This window comes from Streptomyces camelliae, from assembly GCF_027625935.1.
GTDB lineage: Bacteria > Actinomycetota > Actinomycetes > Streptomycetales > Streptomycetaceae > Streptomyces > Streptomyces camelliae.
In genome coordinates this window covers 1,958,202-1,975,504 of record NZ_CP115300.1, presented here as the reverse complement: position 1 = coordinate 1,975,504, position 17,303 = coordinate 1,958,202, and the positions used below count along the sequence as shown (strand labels likewise).

The following is a 17,303-nucleotide window of genomic DNA, read 5'->3' as shown; positions in this document are numbered from 1 at the left end:
CCAGGCGACGGCCACGGCTGGGGCGAGCGGCCCGGCGTGGCTGGTCAGGCGGGGCGGACCAGTCCGACGTCGTAGGCGAAGATCACGGCCTGGACGCGGTCGCGGGCGCCGATCTTGGTGAGGACGCGGCTGACGTGGGACTTGACGGTGGATTCAAGCGCCACGTCGCCGGCCTGGTTGAACGCGGCGGGACGCACGGTGGCGATATCGGACAGTGTCCCGAGCATGGCGTACGCATCGTGGGCGGCCGTTTTCGGATCATCGCCGGTCCGGGCGTCGACGAGCGTGACGAACCGCCCCCAGCGCACACCCGTCGTCTCGCGCTCACCGCGCTCCTCGGCACGATGACGCTCGGTCGTGAGCCTCCCTTTCATGATCCGCGGACGGCGGAGCCGAGGACGGCGGGCAGCAGCGCTGTCAGCCGAGGTTGTTGCCCCACAGGGACCTGTCGGTGCTCTTGAGGCTGGGGACGCCGCCGTACCTGCCGCCGTCGGCGGTGACGAGCGGGGCGGAGAGCTGGTCTTCCAGAAGTCCGTCGCGGACCCGCACGATGGTGCTCTCGTGGTCGGTCTTGCCGGGCTTGAACGTCTTCCCGTCGATCGCGGCCTTCAGGTAGTACAGGGCGTACTTGGCGTAAAGGTCGACCGGCTGGGAGACGGTGGCGTCGATGGTGCCGGCGGAGATGTCCTTGAGTTCCCTGGGGATGCCGTCGTTCGAGACGACGAACACGTGTTTCTTGTCCTTCGGGCCGGCCAACAGCCCCTCCTGCCTGAGCACGTGGAGCGTGCCGGACAGGGCCAGGCTGGCCTGCATGTAGATGCCCTTGATGTCCGGGTGGGCTGTCAGGTCGGTCTGGAGCTTCTGCGCGGCGACGGCGCCGTCCCAGTTGGTGGCCTCGCCGAACACCTTGATGCGCGGGTAGTTCTTCCTCATGCAGTCGTTGAATCCGTCGGTGCGGTCACGGCCGTTGATCGATGCGAGGTCGCCCTGGAGCATCACGACCTTGCCCTTGCCGCCCAGCTTGGTGCCCAGGTACCTGCATGCCTTCTCGCCGTAGGCGCGGTTGTCGGCACGGACCACCATGTAGACCTTGCCGGTGTCGGGGCGGGTGTCGATGGTGACGACCGGGATCTTCGCCGTCTGCAACTGCGCCAGGATCGGCGCGATGGCAAAGGTGCTCTGCGGGGCCATCGCGATGCCCTTGACACCCTGGAGGATGAGGCTCTGCGCGTTGGCGTCGAGTTTGGCGACATCGTTCTGCGAGTTGGTGGTCTTGAGCGAGAGGCCGAGCTGCTTGGCATACTCCGGCGTGTACTTGATGAACGCGCTCCAGAAGTCGGTGTCGGAGCGTGGGTAGTCGACGCCGACCAGCGGCTTGCCGCCGCTCGACGTGGCCGTGATGCCGGAGCCGCCGCTGCAGGCGTTGAGCAGCACCAGTGCGCAGAGGGCGGACGCAGTGGAGCAGAGGACGGATCTGAGCCTCATCGGTACTTCCTAGCGCCGGGTCCCGAAGCGCCTGCCGTTTACCCCTCGGAAGGGCCGGCTGTGCCTCTTTTTCCAACATACATGCGTAAGGCTCCCATCATGTCCAGGTCGCTGCGGCCTCACCGCCGCCGCTCGTGGACGTGTCAGGCGCGCCCGTGCGCCTGCTGCGTATGCCGGGACAGTGAGTCGATGACCACCGCGGCGAAGAGCACCCCGCCCGTGATCACCAGCTGGACGGCGGTGGGCGTGTCGGTGAGGGCCATGCCCGAGGCGATCGACTGGATGACCAGGATGCCGAGCACTGCGGACCAGGTCGTACCGCGTCCTCCGAACAGGCTGGTGCCGCCGATGACGGCGGCGGCGATGGCGTTGAGCAGCAGGACGCCGGAGCCGGAGTTCTGGCTCACCGACGTGATGCGCGAGGCCAGGAACAGGCCGCCGGTCGCCGCCAGGGTGCCGGAGACCGCGAGCACGGCCGTCTGTACGCCGGTCACGCTGAGGCTGGCACGACGGGCCGCCTCGATGCTGCTCCCCAGTGCGTAGACCTGCCGTCCATAGGGCGTGCGCCGGAGCATGATGTCGAGGCCCGCCACCACCGTGAGGAAGATCAGCAGAGCCAGCGGCAGGCCCTGGAACTGGTTCAGCAGATAGGCGGAGGCGAACGCGATCACCGCCACCACTCCTGTGCGCACCCCGATGGTGTGCAGCGGGCGGTGTGGCATGCCGACGGCCCTGCGGCGGCGCCTGTCCAGGTAGGAGGCGAGGAAGACCAGAGCCGTGGCGAGTGCCGCCACCGCGTAGGCGACGGCGGCGTTGGTGAAGTAGTAGCTGGTCAGGTGGGCGATGAGCCCGTTCTCGTCGAGGTTGACGGTGCCGCTGGTGCCGAGGATGGCGAGCATGAGGCCGTTCCACGTCAGCAGCCCGGCGAGGGTGACCACGAAGGCCGGCACCCGGGTCCTGGCGACGGAGTACCCCTGGACGGTTCCTGCCGCGGTGCCCGTCAGCACGGCGGCGATCAGGGCGAGCCACTCCGGCACGCCGTTGTTGACGTTGAGCACCGCGAAGACCGCGGCGGCGAGCCCGCTGATCGAGCCGACCGACAGGTCGAGTTCACCGAGCAGCAGCACGAAGACGATGCCGACCGCGATGAGGCCCGTGCCCACGATGTCCACGCTGAGGTTGGACAGGTTGCGGGGCGAGAGGAAGGTGGAGTTGATGCACTGGAAGATGATCCAGACCGCGGCGAGGACGAGGGTGACGGGCAGGGAGCCCAGCTCACCGGCGCGCAGCCTGCGCCGCCGGACGGCGATCCAGCCCGCCACGGCGCGAGTGACGGCCCGCCCGGCGTGGCGCTGACGGGCTTTCGCGGTGGCTGCCGCGGGATCGGCCCGCGTCTCGTCCGGCATGTCACGCATCCCTTTCACCACTCGGCCTCGCGGTGGGCCGGCCGGCGGGGCGCGTTGTCCGTGGCGCCCGTGATCGAGGAGACGATCTGCTCCTGGGAGGTGGTACTCACGTCGAAGAAGCCGTTGTTGCGGCCGAGCCGCAGCACGGCGGCCCGGTCCGCGAGGGCCTTCACATCGCCCATGTTGTGGCTGATGAGCAGGATTCCCAGGCCGTGGTCGCGGAGACGGTCGACGAGGTCGAGGACCTCGGTGGTCTGCTCGAACCCCAGCGCCGCGGTCGGTTCGTCCAGAAGAAGGACGCGCGGGTCGCCGAGAAGCGAGCGGGCGATGGCGACGGTCTGCCGCTGGCCGCTGGACAGTGACACCAGCGGACCGCGCAGATCGAGGACGCTGCGGGTCAGGCGCTCCAGCAGCTGCCGGGTGCGGCGCTCCATCTCCACCTCGTCGAGGAAGCCGAACCTGCGGATCTCCCGTCCGAGGAAGAGGTTGCCCACGACGTCGAGGTTTCCGCACAGCGCCAGGTCCTGGTAGACGGTGGAGATGCCGAGGTCCCGGGCTTCTTGGGGACGCCGTATGTGAACGGGCCGGCCCTCCCACTCGATGCTCCCCTTGTCCGCGGGAGCGACCCCGGAGATCACCTTGACCAGGGTGGACTTGCCGGCTCCGTTGTCGCCGAGCAGGGCGAGGACCTGGCCGGCGTGGATCTCCAGCTCGATGTCCTGGAGGACCTCGACGACGCCGAAGCGCTTGCACACACCGTGCAGGGCGAGCAAGGGAGGCGGCAAGAGAATCATCTCCTTCCCGGACCTGGGGCCGGCCGGTCCCGCCTGTCAGGTCAGCCCGGCCTTGTGGCAGTCGCCCGCGAGTGGCGGGGTGCAGATCTGTTCGAGCGTGTACACGCCCGCCTTCACCAAGGTGTTCTTGATGGTGGCAAGGGTCACGGGCACCGGGGTGAGCAGCACGGCCGGAACCTCCGCGCCGCTGCGGGTTTTCACCCGCCTGGTGGCCACCCCGTCGAGGCGCTGACCACGCGCGGCGGCCACGGCCATGGCGCCGCCGGCGGCAGCCTCGGGTCCGAACGGCTTGTAGACCGTCATGTACTGATCGCCGCCGACAATGCGCCGTACGGCTGCGAGCTCGGCGTCCTGCCCGGTGACGGGGGGCAGCGGGCTGACCTTGTTGGCCTTGAGGGCGGCGATACTGCCGGAGGCGAGGCCGTCGTTGGCGGCGTAGACGCCGTTGATGCTGCCGGCGCCCAGGGCGGCGATGGCTCCGGACATGTTCCGGTTCGCCGCCTCCGCGCTCCACTGGGGTGTGTCGTACTCCTTGGCGATCGTCACCTTCCCCCGGAGTTCGGACAGTGCGCCCTGCTTGAACGAATGCGCGTTGGGGTCACCGGGGTCGCCGTTCATCATCACGATCCGGCCGCCGTGCGCCTTGGCGCCCATGGCCGTCAGCAGCGCCTTGCCCTGGAGCCTGCCGACCTCCTGGCCGTCGAAGGAGACGTAGCCCGAGATCGGACCCTCGGCGAGGCGGTCGTAGGCGATGACCGGGATGTGCGCGGCAGCCGCTCTGTCGACCGAGGGGCGCATGGCCCTGGCGTCGACGGCCGTCAGCACGATGGCATTGACCCCGTCGGCGATCGACGAGTCCATCTGTTCCTGCTGGATGGCCACGTCACCTTTGGCGTTGGCGTGCTCGATCGTGCAGTCCCCGCACAGCTGCCGGATCCTCTGCTCCAGCAGCGGCCTGTCCTGCGTCTCCCAACGGGCGGTGGTGGAGTCGGGCAGCAGCACGCCGATCTTCCGCGCGCCCCTTGGGCCGGAGGTGTTCCCGGCGCCCGATCCGCAGGCGGCGAGGGACACGGCCGTCGAGACCGCGGCCAGGGCAAGGGCGGTGTCCCGGACGCAGGCCTTCATGCGCGAGGCCTCCCTCCTCCCTGAAGCCACGCGGCTGCAACCGCGGTGCGGCAGCATGGCCCACCGGGGCGAGGCGGGGTCTCGGCCCACACCCGCCTGGACCGGGCGAAAGCGGCAAAACGACCATGTCGTCAGTGTGGCACCGGCCGCGGTGAACTGCGAACCCGGTGCCGCGGAGCCGACATCACGTCGATCTGTCTGGTTCGTCCCTCTATGCGATTCTGGTAGGGGAGTGCCCAAGCGGTAGCCGGTCGGCACCCCGGCACGGACGGGAGGTAGATGCGGACATGCCTCACGACGGCAGTGCCCGGGCCGGACTCTCGCAGCCGGGGACAGCCGAGGCCGGCGTCGCGGACAGCGGCTCACCTCCGGAGCCGGAGACCCCTCTGAGCGTCCGCGCCCTGACGTTCGCCGGAGCGGAGCTGGCAGTGCTCTATGTGCCCGGCGCAGGTTCCGACGACCTTCGGTCGGTGGACACGGCCGGCTGCGCCCCTGCCGAGTACGGGCTGCCGGAGCGCCTGGCCCTGTCCGGCGGCTCGCCTGCGGCCCGCGCCTGCCGCACCTCCCACCCCGTGTGGCTGACCCCTGCGGCACTCGCCTCCTACCCCGAGGGACGTCCGGCGCCGCCGCGGGCCCGGACATCGCTCGGTGCGTTGCCCCTCGGCACCGAGAGCGGACGGCTCGGCTGCCTCGTCGTCGTGGGCGCCGGTGAGAACGGCTTCGACGCCGAGCAGCAGCGCTTCCTGGAGCGCTACGCCGACGCGGTCGCCGGCGTGCTGGAGGCCGGGGCCGGGGGAGAGCCGCCGCCGGCACCCTTGAGTTCCGCACTGCGCCGCATGCGTGTCGGCTCCTTCGTCCTGGTGCCGGAAACCGGCGTGATCGACGCGGACGAGACGCTGCGCGAACTGGTCGGCATCAGGCCGGACGACTTCGACGGCAAGGCGGACTCCCTGCTCGCACACGCACTGCCGGAAGACTTGCACGCGCTGATGTCGGTGCTGGAGCCGTCCACCCAGACCGCCGGCCGACGGGAACTGGACTTCCGCGTCCGCTGCCCCACCGGTGAGATGCGCTGGCTGAGCCTGAGGTGCCGCGTGGCGGCGGGTGCCGACGACCGGCCGGAGCAGGTGCTGGGTGTGGTGACGGCGACCTCGGTCCTGCACCCGGGCGCCGACGACGTCTCCCGGATCCAGTGGCTGACCGCCGCACTCGACAAGGCCACCACCGTGCGCGACGTCAGCCAGGTGGTGGTCACCGCCCTGCGCGACCCCCTGAGCGCCGACCGGGTGGCGTTCGCCGAGCTGCATCACGAACGGCTCCAGGTCACCCTGCTCGACCCGCCGCAGCCCGCTGCCTGGCCGCAGACATGGCGTCTTCAGTGGCGTTCGGAGTGGCCGGACGCACCCCTCAGCGCCCTGCCCACCCTGCAGATGGCTCTGCGAGACGGACGTATGGACCTGTGGCCGACCGGCACCGCCTTCGAACCGGGACTCGACGGCATCGGCCCCGGAGGCCTTGCCGTTCTGCCGCTGCCCGCCAGGGGCCGGGTCGCCGGCGTGTGCCTGATCGGCTGGGACCGGCCGCACGAGTTCGTCCCCGAGGAACGTTCGCTGCTGACCGCCACCGCCTCACTGGCCGGCCAGGCGCTCACCCGCGCCCACGCCTATGACACCGAACAGGAACTCGCGACGATGCTGCAGCGCAGCCTGCTGCCGCGACGCCTGCCCGAGCTTCCCGGCGGGATCGCCGTCGCCCGCTATCTGCCCGCGCGGCGAGGACTGCAGGTGGGCGGCGACTGGTACGACGTGATCGCCCTCTCCGAGGACCGGGTGGCGCTGGTCATCGGCGACGTGCAGGGCCACAGCGCCGCAGCCGCGACGATCATGGGCCAGATGCGCACCGCGGTCAGGGCGTACGCGGTGGAGGGCCACCCGCCCGACGTGGTCGTCTCGCACGCCAACCGCCTCCTCGTCGGCATGGAGACGGATCTCTTCGCCACCTGCTGCTACGCCGAACTGAACCTGGACGAGGGCGACGTTCTGTTCGTCCGGGCCGGGCACGTCGCACCGCTGCTGCGCCATCCCGACGGCGCCACCGAGGAGGTCGAGGTCGAGGGCGGCCTTCCGCTGGGCATCTCCATGGAGGCGGACTTCCCGATGACCGCGGTGGCACTGGCGCCCGGAACGATGCTCGCCCTGGTCACCGACGGACTGATCGAGGCCGCCGACCTGTCCCTGGACGAGGGCATGCGCCGCACGCGCGCCACCCTCGCCGCGGCCGACCCCTCGGATCTCGGGCGGGTGGCCGACGACCTGCTGGGCGACATCGGCCGTCGCGAGGACGACGTGGCGCTGTTGCTGCTGCGCTACGACGGCATGAAGACCCGGCCGATCCGGGCGGGCTGGGTGGTGTGGCGGCTGCCCGACGCGGTCATGCACGCCCGCCGGTTCACCGCGCGCACACTGCGCAGCTGGAAGGTCGAAGAAGCTACCGACCCGGTGCTGCTGGTGGTGTCCGAGCTCGTCACCAACGCCCTGGTGCACACCCAGGGCCCGGTCCGTCTCGACCTGATGCTCCGCGGGGACCGGGTGCGTGTCTGCGTGAGCGACTCCTCTCCGCGGGCGCCCGCCAAGCCCGTGATCGTGGACTGGGAGTCGACCGGCGGCCGGGGCCTGCTCCTGGTCGAGGCGATGTCGGAGTCCTTCGGCACGGTGCCGGTGGCCGGCGGCAAGCAGGTGTGCAGCGAGATAGCGGTACCGCGTCGTGAACCGGCTTCGGTCGGCGCAGGCCCGGGCGCCGAGGACGGGGACCGATCATGACGTATCGCCGGCAAAGTGTGACGCCCCGTACGCGGTATGTCGTCGGCGCGCTGGTCGCGGGCCTGCTGATCATGCCCTCGGCCGCCTGTACAGGAGGCGGAACAGCCACCACGGACAGCTTCACCGTCGGCCTGCTGCTGCCGAGCCGGGTGGTGCCACGCTGGGAGCACTCCGACAGGCCGCTGATCGAGCGACGGGTGAAACAGCTCTGCCCGCACTGCAACGTCACCTATGCCAACGCCGACGACGACTCGACAGTCCAGCGGCAACAGATGGTCGCCATGATCACCAAGGGGGTCAGGGTCCTCATCCTCGGCGCCACCGACAACAGGGCGCAGCGCTCCACCGTCGAGGCGGCGCGCAACGCGGGCGTCTCCGTCGTCTCCTACGACAGGCTCGCCGACGGGCCGATCTCGGGCTACGTCAGCTTCGACGGCGTACAGGTCGGCAGGCTGCAGGGCCAGGCTCTCCTCAAGGCCATGCACGCCCCGGCCGAGGACGGGACCATCGTCATGATGAACGGCGACCCGACCAGCTCCAACGCCGCGTCGTACAAGAGGGGTGCACTGTCCGTCCTGCGGGGCAAGGTGAGGATCGGCCGTTCCTACGACACCCTGGGCTGGAGCACGAACAACGCGAACGCCAACATGTCAGCCGCCATCTCGGCCCTGGGCCCGGGCCGGATCGACGGCGTCCTGGCCGCCAACGACGCCATGGCCGCAGGCGTCATCTCCGCACTCAAGACCGCCCACGTCACGCGCCTGCCACCGGTCACCGGCCAGGACGCCGACCTCGACGCGGTGCAGCGCATCGTGGGCGGCGAGCAGTCCATGACGGTGTACAAGTCCTTCCGCGCGGAAGCCGAAGCAGCCGCTGCCATGGCCGTCGCCCTGGGCCGCGGGGAGAAGCTGCGCACCATCGCCACGACGACGACCGACAGCCCCACCACCCACCACATCCCGTCCGTGCTCCTCACCCCGGTCGCCGTGACCGCCGCCAACATCAAGCAGACCCTCGTCAAGGACGGTGTGTACACCGTCGCCCAGATCTGCACACCGCAGCTGCGGGCCGCTTGTGCGAAGGCAGGGCTGACTCCGTAGAGGGCGATCAGCTCCTTGCCCACGCATCGATCATGCCGGAGGCAGGGGTCTATGCTCACTTCATGCCCGAGGCCGGAAGCAAAGGGGCGCACCGCGTGGGGGCTGGCCGTGGAATGTAAGGCAAATGAGCTATGGGGCCTGGGTAGATGTTGAGAGAGGTCGCTGCAACCCGTTACATCGAACCCCTCCGCTCCGGCGGCTCCGTCCCAGGAGTCGTCGAGGCCGACGACCTCGGCATGTACGTGGTGAAGTTCACCGGCTCGGCGCAGGGGCACAAGGCGCTGGTGGCCGAGGTGATCGTCGGGGAACTCGCCCGTGCGCTGGGCCTGCGCTTCCCGGAGCTGGTGTTCGTCCACTTCGATCCGGCGATCGCGGCGGAGGAGCCCCATCAGGAGGTCCGGGACCTGCACGGCGCGAGCGCGGGGGTGAACCTCGGCATGGACTATCTGCCGGGCGCCGCCGACTTCACCCCGAAGGTCGCGAAGAGCTTCCCCGTGGACCCGCTGGAGGCGGGCCGGATCGTCTGGCTGGACGCGCTCACGGTCAACGTGGACCGCACGGTGCACAGCTCCAACCTCATGGTCTGGCCCACGCTCGGCACCGTACCGCCGCGCCTGTGGCTCATCGACCACGGCGCCGCGCTCGTCTTCCACCACCGCTGGGACACCACGGCCCCGGGCAAGAGGTACGACTTCCGGCACCACGCCCTCGGCCACTACGGACCCGACGTCCGGGCGGCCGACGCCGAACTGGCCCCCAGGGTCACCGAGGAACTGCTGCGGGGCATCGTCGCCGAGGTGCCGGACGCGTGGCTGGCCGAGGACGCCGGCTTCGCGACCCCGGACGACGTCCGCGCGGCCTACGTCGACTACCTGCTGGCCCGGGTCCGCCTGTCACGGGAGTGGCTGCCCACCGACTTCCCGAGCCGTGAGCAGCTCGCCGCCGAGGACGCCGCCCGCGCGGCGCGGACCCAGGCGGGCCGCCCGGCCTGGCTCAAACGCGTCCCCGACCTGCACGGCAAGCCGGCCGCGGAGCAGGACTGGTCGGCCCACCTGGGCTGAACACGCGCGAGCGGCCCCGGGACGTGAACTCCCGGGGCCGCTCACCCGCGTCAGGTTCAGCCCTTGAGCTGCTCGTACGCCGGCAGGGTGAGGAAGTCGGCGTAGTTCTCGTCCAGGGAGACCGTCAGCAGCAGGTCATGGGCCTCCTGCCAGTGGCCGGCGGCGAAGGCCTCCTCGCCGATCTCCTGGCGGATGGCGGACAGTTCCTCGGCGGCGACCTTGCGGGCCAGCTCGGGCGTGGCCGTGTCGCCGTTCTCGAACTCGACGCCCGCGTTGATCCACTGCCAGATCTGGGAGCGGGAGATCTCGGCGGTGGCCGCGTCCTCCATCAGGTTGAAGATGGCGACCGCGCCGAGACCGCGCAGCCAGGCCTCGATGTAGCGGATGCCGACCTGGACGGCGTTGACGAGACCGCTGTACGTCGGCTTCGCGTCCAGCGAGTCGATCGCGATCAGGTCGGCCGCCTCGACATGGACGTCCTCGCGCAGCCGGTCCTTCTGGTTCGGCTTGTCGCCGAGGACCTTGTCGAAGGACTCCATGGCGATCGGCACGAGGTCGGGGTGCGCGACCCAGGAGCCGTCGAACCCGTCGCCGGCCTCTCGGTCCTTGTCGGCGCGGACCTTCTCGAAGGCCACCTTGTTGACCTCGGCGTCCTTGCGGGACGGGATGAAGGCCGCCATGCCGCCGATCGCGTGCGCGCCGCGCTTGTGGCAGGTGCGCACGAGGAGTTCGGTGTAGGCCCGCATGAACGGGGCGGTCATCGTCACCGCGTTGCGGTCCGGCAGGACGAACCTGGCGCCGCCGTCGCGGAAGTTCTTCACGATGGAGAACAGGTAGTCCCAGCGCCCGGCGTTCAGCCCGGAGGCGTGGTCGCGGAGTTCGTAGAGGATCTCCTCCATCTCGTACGCGGCCGTGATCGTCTCGATCAGGACGGTGGCGCGGATGGTGCCCTGCGGGATGCCGACGTAGTCCTGTGCGAAGACGAACACGTCGTTCCAGAGGCGGGCCTCCAGGTGCGACTCGGTCTTCGGCAGGTAGAAGTACGGTCCCTTGCCGAGGTCCAGCAGCCGCTGGGCGTTGTGGAAGAAGTACAGGCCGAAGTCGACGAAGGCGCCCGGGACGGCGCGGCCGTCGGCGTCGACCAGGTGCCGCTCGGTCAGGTGCCAGCCGCGCGGGCGCATGACGACGGTCGCCAGCTCCTCGTTCGGGCGCAGGGCGTAGGACTTGCCCGACTTCGGGTCGGTGAAGTCGATGTTCCGGGTGTAGGCGTCGGCCAGGTTGACCTGACCGAGGACGACGTTCTCCCAGGTGGGAGCGGAGGCGTCCTCGAAGTCGGCGAGCCAGACCTTCGCGCCGGAATTGAGCGCGTTGATGGTCATCTTGCGGTCGGTGGGGCCGGTGATCTCGACGCGCCGGTCGTTCAGCGCGGCCGGGGCCGGGGCGACCTTCCAGGAGTCGTCCGCGCGGATGGCGGCGGTCTCCGGAAGGAAGTCGAGGGTGGAGGTGCGGGCGATCTCGGCGCGGCGCTCGGCCCGGCGGGCGAGGAGTTCGTCACGGCGCGGGGTGAACCGCCGGTGCAGCTCCGCCACGAAGGCGAGCGCCGCGTCCGTGAGGATCTCTTCCTGCCGGGGCAGGGGCTCGGCGTCGACGATGGCCAGCGGGGACGGCGCTGGTGCGGACATGAGCTGTCACTTCCTTCAGCGGTGGCACCAAGTGCCAAGAGGCACGAATAGGGCGAACAGCGCCGACTGTGCGGGCAGGCGCTTCTGAACAGTGGATAGTAGTTTCCTCATCGTGGAACTTCAATGGTTTGTTGACGTCGAGATTCTCTGAGTCGAGGGAAGGTGGCGCCCAGTGCCACCGTGCTCACTCCAAGTGGCGCAGGTCGGCCTCGGTGTCGATGTCGTACGGCTCCGCCACGTCGGCGCACTCCACGAGCCGTATCTCACTCTCGTGATCCTTCAGATAGGCGCGCGCCCCGCGGTCCCCGGTGGCGGTCGCCGCGATGCCCGCCCAGTGGGCGGCACCGAACAGCACGGGATGCCCGCGGACGCCGTTGTAGGCGGCCGAGGCCAGTGACTTCTCGTCCTCGTACGCGCCGAGTACCCGCGCCACGGCCGCCGCCCCGATGCCCGGCTGGTCGACCAGGCTCACCAGGGCCGCGCGCGCCCCCGTACCGCCGAGCGAGACCAGCCCGGCCCGCAACGAGGAGCCCATCCCGTCGGCCCAGCCGGGGTTGTCCACGAGCACGCAGCCGCCCAGTTCGGCACGCGCGCGTACCTCGTCCGCCGACGCGCCCAGGACCACATGGATCCGCCCGCACCCGGCCGCGCGCAGCACGCCGACGGCATGCTCGACCAGCGGTCGTCCCCGGTGCTCCAGCAGCGCCTTGGGCCGACCGCCGAGCCGCCGTCCCCCGCCGGCGGCGAGCAGCAGCCCGGCGACCTCCTCGCGATGTCTGTCCGTCATGCGTCCTGCATACCCGACGCGGCGGCCGACGGCCGGTTCCCTGGGGCTGAATTTCGGTCCGCGCGGTGGCGCGCACGGACGCGGTGGCGTTTACTGACCCGCGCACGACGGCGTGTGAGGGGGAGGCCTGTGTTTCGGAGCTTGGGGCAGAGACCGGTGACCGGCAGGGACGAGGACCCGAGAGTGGCGGAACTGCGGACCGCGGTGTCCCGGCTGCGCCGCGAACTCGCCGCGCTGCCCTCCGAGTTCCCCGACCGGGCGATCGCCGAGGACGAACTGGCGGCTCTGGCGGCGATGGCCGCGGGCGGCGCACCCGAGACCCCGCGCCTGCGCGGCTCCCTGTTACTGATCGCGGGGGCGATCGGCTCGGTGAGCGCGCTGGCGAGGGGTCTGAAGGAGGTCAGGGACGCGGTGGATCTTTTCGGGGAACCTACGCAGAGGGGTTAGCGGTGCCCGCCTGAGGGGCGCGGGCGGCGGCCCCGTCAGGCGCCCGAACTCGCCAAAGCCTGAGACAGCTCAAGGGCGATCTGCTGCAGCACCGGCACGATCTTGTCGGTCGCGGCCTCCGTCACGCGCCCGGCCGGCCCGGAGATGGAGATCGCCGCGGCCGTGGGGGAGTCGGGAACGGACACCGCGAGACACCGCACCCCGATCTCCTGCTCGTTGTCGTCGACGGCGTACCCCGACCGCCGTACGTCCTCCAGCGCGGCCAGGAAGCCCTCGGGCGTGGTGATGGTCTTCTCGGTGGCCGCGGGCATCCCGGTACGCGCCAGCAACGCCCTCACCTCGTCGTCCGGCACCCCGGCGAGCAGCGCCTTGCCCACGCCGGTCGAGTGCGGCAGCACCCGTCGGCCCACCTCGGTGAACATCCGCATCGAGTGCTTCGACGGCACCTGCGCCACGTACACGATCTCGTCGCCGTCCAGCAGCGCCATGTTCGCCGTCTCGCCGGTCTCCTCGACCAGCCGGGCGAGATACGGCCGCGCCCACGTGCCGAGCAGCCGGGACGCCGACTCGCCGAGCCGGATGAGACGGGGGCCGAGGGCGTAGCGCCGGTTCGGCTGCTGGCGTACGTACCCGCAGGCGACCAGTGTGCGCATCAGCCGGTGGATGGTCGGCAGCGGCAGCCCGCTGGTCGCGGACAGTTCGCTCAGGCCCACCTCGCCGCCCGCGTCCGCCATCCGCTCCAGCAGATCGAAGGCGCGCTCAAGGGACTGGACACCGCCGCCGGCGGAGGGCTTGGCGGAGTCGGTGGTGCTGGCGCTGGACGTCGGCACGGCGCGTTCCTTTCGGGGCTGACAGGAGGGCAGAAGCCTACCCGGCAGTCGGTTGACTCCCCGCTTGTACGTAGCTACGTTCTGCTTAGTGAAATTCTAATTCCGCTTTGTGGAAACGTCCAGAGTGGGCGCGGTCGACGTGCTGCTCAGAAGTGTGCCTCTTGACGGCGCGGAAGTGGGAGTGAAGACTCCTTCAACAGAACGTTGAAATCCGTTACGTGGGTGTAAATCCCGTTTCCTGGGCGTAAAACGGCGGTACAGAGAGGGGTTCGGGTGTCCGACGCTGAACTGGTCCTGCGCTCGACGCGCGTCATCACTCCGGAGGGGACGCGGGCCGCGACGGTCACCGTGTCCGCCGGGAAGATCACGGCCGTCCTGCCGTACGACGCCGAGGTCCCGGCCGGGGCCCGGCTGGAGGACGTCGGCGACCATGTCCTGCTGCCCGGCCTGGTCGACACCCACGTGCACGTCAACGACCCCGGCCGCACCGAGTGGGAGGGCTTCTGGACCGCCACGCGCGCGGCGGCGGCCGGCGGCATCACCACGCTGATCGACATGCCGCTCAACTCCCTCCCGCCGACCACCACGGTCGAGAACCTGCGGGTGAAGCGGCAGGTGGCCGCCGACAAGGCGCACATCGACGTCGGTTTCTGGGGCGGCGCCCTGCCCGACAACGTCAAGGACCTGCGCCCGCTGCACGACGCCGGTGTCTTCGGCTTCAAGGCCTTCCTGTCCCCGTCCGGCGTGGACGAGTTCCCGCACCTCGACCAGGACGGGCTCGCCCGGTCCATGGCCGAGATCGCCGGCTTCGACGGCCTGCTGATCGTGCACGCCGAGGACCCGCATCACCTCGCCGCCGCCCCGCAGCACGGCGGCCCCAAGTACGCCGACTTCCTCGCCTCCCGCCCGCGCGACGCCGAGGACACGGCCATCGCGTCCCTGATAGCGCAGGCCAAGCGGCTGCACGCGCGCGTGCACGTCCTGCACCTGTCCTCCAGCGACGCGCTGCCGCTGATCCGCGCGGCCCGCGCGGAGGGCGTCCGGATCACCGTGGAGACCTGCCCGCACTACCTCACCCTGACCGCCGAGGAAGTCCCGGACGGCGCCAGCGAGTTCAAGTGCTGCCCGCCCATCCGCGAGGCCGCCAACCAGGACCTGCTGTGGGAGGCGCTGGCCGACGGCACCATCGACTGCGTCGTCACCGACCACTCGCCCTCCACCGCCGACCTGAAGACCGACGACTTCGCCACCGCCTGGGGCGGCATCTCCGGCCTCCAGCTCAGCCTGGCCGCCGTGTGGACCGAGGCCCGTGAGCGCGGCCACGGCCTGGAGGACGTCGTGCGCTGGATGTCCACGCGGACCGCGGCGCTCGTGGGTCTGGACGGCAAGGGCGCCATCGAGGCCGGCCGGGACGCCGACTTCGCCGTCCTCGCCCCCGACGAGACCTTCACCGTCGACCCGGCCGCCCTCCAGCACCGCAACCGGGTCACCGCGTACGCCGGCAAGACCCTGTACGGCGTCGTGAAGTCCACCTGGCTGCGCGGCGAACGCATCGTCCACGACGGCGAGTTCACCGAGCCGAAGGGCACGCTGCTCGCCCGCCCCCAGTAGTCCCCCCGCACCCGCAATCGGCCGACTCCAGAAAGGACCCCCTGATCACCGTGACGGCGATACCCAGCTTCACCGGCGACGCGAACCCCTACGGAGGCGGCGACCCGTACGCGGACTACCGCACCGCCGACTTCCCCTTCACCCAGTACGCCAACCTCGCCGACCGGCAGCTCGGCGCCGGTGTCATCGCCGCCAACGACGAGTTCTTCGCCCAGCGCGAGAACCTGCTGGTGCCCGAGCGGGCCGAGTTCGACCCCGAGCACTTCGGGCACAAGGGCAAGATCATGGACGGCTGGGAGACCCGCCGCCGGCGCGGTGTCTCCGCCGAGCACCCGTGGCCCACCGCCGAGGACCACGACTGGGCGCTGGTCCGCCTCGGGGCGCCCGGCGTGATCCGCGGGATCGTCGTCGACACCGCCCACTTCCGCGGCAACTACCCGCAGGCCGTGTCGATCGAGGCCGCGTCCGTCCCCGGCTCGCCGTCCCCGCAGGAGCTGCTGGGCGACGACGTGAAGTGGACGACGATCGTCCCGCGCACCCCGGTCGGCGGCCACGCGGCGAACGGTTTCGCCGTCTCGGCGGAGCAGCGCTTCACGCACCTGCGCGTCAACCAGCACCCCGACGGCGGCATCGCGCGCCTGCGCGTGCACGGCGAGGTCGTTCCGGACCCCGAGTGGCTGTCGGTTCTGGGCACCTTCGACGTCGTCGCCCTGGAGAACGGCGGCCAGGTCGAGGACGCCTCCAACCTCTTCTACTCCCCGGCCACCAACACCATCCAGCCGGGCCGCTCCCGCAAGATGGACGACGGCTGGGAGACCCGCCGCCGCCGTGACCAGGGCAACGACTGGATCCGCTACCAGCTGGCCGCCCAGGCGCAGATCCGCGCCGTCGAGATCGACACCGCCTATCTGAAGGGCAACAGCGCCGGCTGGGCGTCGGTCTCGGTGAAGGACGGTGAGGAGGGCGACTGGACGGAGATCCTGCCGCGCACCCGCCTCCAGCCCGACACCAACCACCGCTTCGTCCTCCCGGCCCCGGCCGTCGGCACGCACGCGCGTGTCGACATCTTCCCCGACGGCGGCATCTCCCGCCTCAGGCTGTTCGGTTCCCTGACCGAGGACGGCGCGGCCCGGCTCGCCGCCCGCCACCAGGAGCTGGGCGGCTGACCCACCCCGCACGCGCGCGCGGGGCGCCCCGGCCTGGACAGCACCGGGCGCCCCGCGTGTCACCCACACGGATTCGATTCCGGCCTCCTGGAACTCTCCGGTCCGTCTCCCGCGTTCTTCCCGCGTGACCCTTCAGCAAGAGATCGTCGGCAACGCCATGCAGATGGCGGTCGTCAACCTGCAGCCCGGCCAGACCGTGTACTGCGAGGCCGGGAAGTTCCTGTTCAAGACGACGAACGTGACCATGGAGACGCGTCTGTCCGGCCCGTCCGCGAACGGCAGCGGCGGCCAGCAGGGGCAGAGCGGCGGCATGGGCGGCCTGCTGCGCCAGGCCATGGGCACCGCCATGCAGGTCGGCCAGCGCATGCTCGCGGGCGAGTCGCTGGCGTTCCAGTACTTCACCTCCCAGGGCGGCCAGGGCACGGTCGGCTTCGCGGGCGTGCTCCCCGGAGAGATGCGCGCGCTGGAACTCGACGGCACGCGCGCGTGGTTCGCGGAGAAGGACGCCTTCGTGGCCGCCGAGTCCACCGTCGACTTCGGCATCGCCTTCGCCGGCGGCCGCACGGGCATGAGCGGCGGCGAGGGCTTCATTCTGGAGAAGTTCACCGGGTACGGCACGGTGATCATCGCCGGCGCGGGCAACTTCATCGACCTCGACCCCGCCGACTTCGGCGGCCGGATCGAGGTGGACACCGGCTGTGTGGTGGCCTTCGAGGAGGGCATCCAGTACGGCGTCCAGCGCGTCGGCGGCCTCAACCGTCAGGGGATCATGAACGCCGTCTTCGGCGGCGAGGGCCTGTCCCTGGCCACGCTGGAGGGCAACGGCCGGGTGATCCTCCAGTCCATGACCATCGAGAGCCTCGCCAACGCCCTGAAGAAGGCCCAGGGCGGCGACAAGCAGGGCCCGACCGGCGGACTGTTCTCGACGCACGCGGGCTGAACCGGGCCGCACCGATGAGTTCCGGGTCACGGAGGGGTCTGAGCTGATGA

General features: G+C 70.6%; 14 protein-coding genes and 1 pseudogene. 7 read left to right on the top strand and 8 right to left on the bottom strand.

Annotated features, from left to right (window positions below):
• Window positions 1-44: 44 nt before the first annotated feature.
• The 5 genes and pseudogenes from O1G22_RS09010 to O1G22_RS08990 form a co-directional block, all read right to left on the bottom strand.
• A pseudogene (locus O1G22_RS09010) lies at window positions 45-155 on the bottom strand (LuxR C-terminal-related transcriptional regulator); the annotation flags it as partial.
• 262 nt (window positions 156-417) lie between these two features.
• The gene (locus O1G22_RS09005; protein WP_270080845.1) at window positions 418-1,485 is read right to left on the bottom strand and encodes a sugar ABC transporter substrate-binding protein; all 1,068 of its coding nucleotides are present in this window, start codon (window positions 1,483-1,485) and stop codon (window positions 418-420) included.
• Window positions 1,486-1,628: 143 nt separating this feature from the next.
• Entirely contained in the window at window positions 1,629-2,900 is a 1,272-nt protein-coding gene (locus tag O1G22_RS09000; protein WP_270080844.1) for a sugar ABC transporter permease, read from the bottom strand.
• 5 nt (window positions 2,901-2,905) lie between these two features.
• A complete protein-coding gene (locus O1G22_RS08995; protein ID WP_225095761.1) occupies window positions 2,906-3,685 on the bottom strand; it encodes an ATP-binding cassette domain-containing protein in 780 nt (259 codons plus the stop codon).
• 36 nt (window positions 3,686-3,721) lie between these two features.
• Window positions 3,722-4,810 carry a substrate-binding domain-containing protein gene (locus O1G22_RS08990; protein ID WP_270080843.1) on the bottom strand — a complete coding sequence of 363 codons (1,089 nt, stop codon included), beginning with the start codon at window positions 4,808-4,810 and terminating at the stop codon, window positions 3,722-3,724.
• A 287-nt stretch (window positions 4,811-5,097) separates the two neighbouring features.
• Between O1G22_RS08990 and O1G22_RS08985 the strand changes: the two genes are divergently transcribed.
• The 3 genes from O1G22_RS08985 to O1G22_RS08975 all read left to right on the top strand — a co-directional run bounded on the left by O1G22_RS08985 (window position 5,098) and on the right by O1G22_RS08975 (window position 9,790).
• Window positions 5,098-7,629 (top strand): SpoIIE family protein phosphatase, encoded by a 2,532-nt coding sequence (locus tag O1G22_RS08985; RefSeq protein ID WP_270080842.1) that lies wholly within the window; start codon window positions 5,098-5,100, stop codon window positions 7,627-7,629.
• Window positions 7,626-8,729: a sugar ABC transporter substrate-binding protein gene (locus tag O1G22_RS08980; protein ID WP_270080841.1), complete on the top strand. Its 1,104-nt coding sequence runs from the start codon at window positions 7,626-7,628 to the stop codon at window positions 8,727-8,729. The genes O1G22_RS08985 and O1G22_RS08980 overlap by 4 nt, the downstream gene beginning before the upstream one ends.
• 146 nt (window positions 8,730-8,875) lie before the next feature.
• On the top strand, window positions 8,876-9,790 hold the full coding sequence (locus O1G22_RS08975) for a HipA family kinase (RefSeq protein WP_270080840.1): 915 nt from the start codon (window positions 8,876-8,878) through the stop codon (window positions 9,788-9,790).
• A 56-nt stretch (window positions 9,791-9,846) separates the two neighbouring features.
• Here the strand turns inward: O1G22_RS08975 and aceB are convergent, their stop codons facing one another.
• Together aceB and O1G22_RS08965 are read right to left on the bottom strand one after the other, a co-directional pair.
• On the bottom strand, window positions 9,847-11,472 hold the full coding sequence (aceB, locus tag O1G22_RS08970) for a malate synthase A (RefSeq protein ID WP_270080839.1): 1,626 nt from the start codon (window positions 11,470-11,472) through the stop codon (window positions 9,847-9,849).
• A gap of 184 nt (window positions 11,473-11,656) precedes the next feature.
• On the bottom strand, window positions 11,657-12,259 hold the full coding sequence (locus tag O1G22_RS08965; protein ID WP_270080838.1) for a nucleotidyltransferase family protein: 603 nt from the start codon (window positions 12,257-12,259) through the stop codon (window positions 11,657-11,659).
• Window positions 12,260-12,388: 129 nt separating this feature from the next.
• Here O1G22_RS08965 and O1G22_RS08960 point away from each other — a divergent pair, with 129 nt between their 5' ends.
• Window positions 12,389-12,706: a DUF5955 family protein gene (locus tag O1G22_RS08960; RefSeq protein ID WP_270080837.1), complete on the top strand. Its 318-nt coding sequence runs from the start codon at window positions 12,389-12,391 to the stop codon at window positions 12,704-12,706.
• 35 nt (window positions 12,707-12,741) lie between these two features.
• Here the strand turns inward: O1G22_RS08960 and O1G22_RS08955 are convergent, their stop codons facing one another.
• Complete coding sequence (locus tag O1G22_RS08955; RefSeq protein WP_225095769.1) at window positions 12,742-13,536, bottom strand: IclR family transcriptional regulator; 795 nt, start codon at window positions 13,534-13,536, stop codon at window positions 12,742-12,744.
• 273 nt (window positions 13,537-13,809) lie between these two features.
• Here O1G22_RS08955 and allB point away from each other — a divergent pair, with 273 nt between their 5' ends.
• The 3 genes from allB to O1G22_RS08940 all read left to right on the top strand — a co-directional run bounded on the left by allB (window position 13,810) and on the right by O1G22_RS08940 (window position 17,253).
• Window positions 13,810-15,147, top strand: coding sequence for an allantoinase AllB (gene allB / locus O1G22_RS08950; RefSeq protein WP_270080836.1), 1,338 nt, complete (start codon window positions 13,810-13,812; stop codon window positions 15,145-15,147).
• A 50-nt stretch (window positions 15,148-15,197) separates the two neighbouring features.
• Window positions 15,198-16,313, top strand: coding sequence for an allantoicase (gene alc, locus O1G22_RS08945; protein ID WP_270080835.1), 1,116 nt, complete (start codon window positions 15,198-15,200; stop codon window positions 16,311-16,313).
• Window positions 16,314-16,437: 124 nt separating this feature from the next.
• Window positions 16,438-17,253 (top strand): AIM24 family protein, encoded by an 816-nt coding sequence (locus O1G22_RS08940; protein WP_270080834.1) that lies wholly within the window; start codon window positions 16,438-16,440, stop codon window positions 17,251-17,253.
• The last annotated feature ends 50 nt before the right edge of the window (window positions 17,254-17,303 follow it).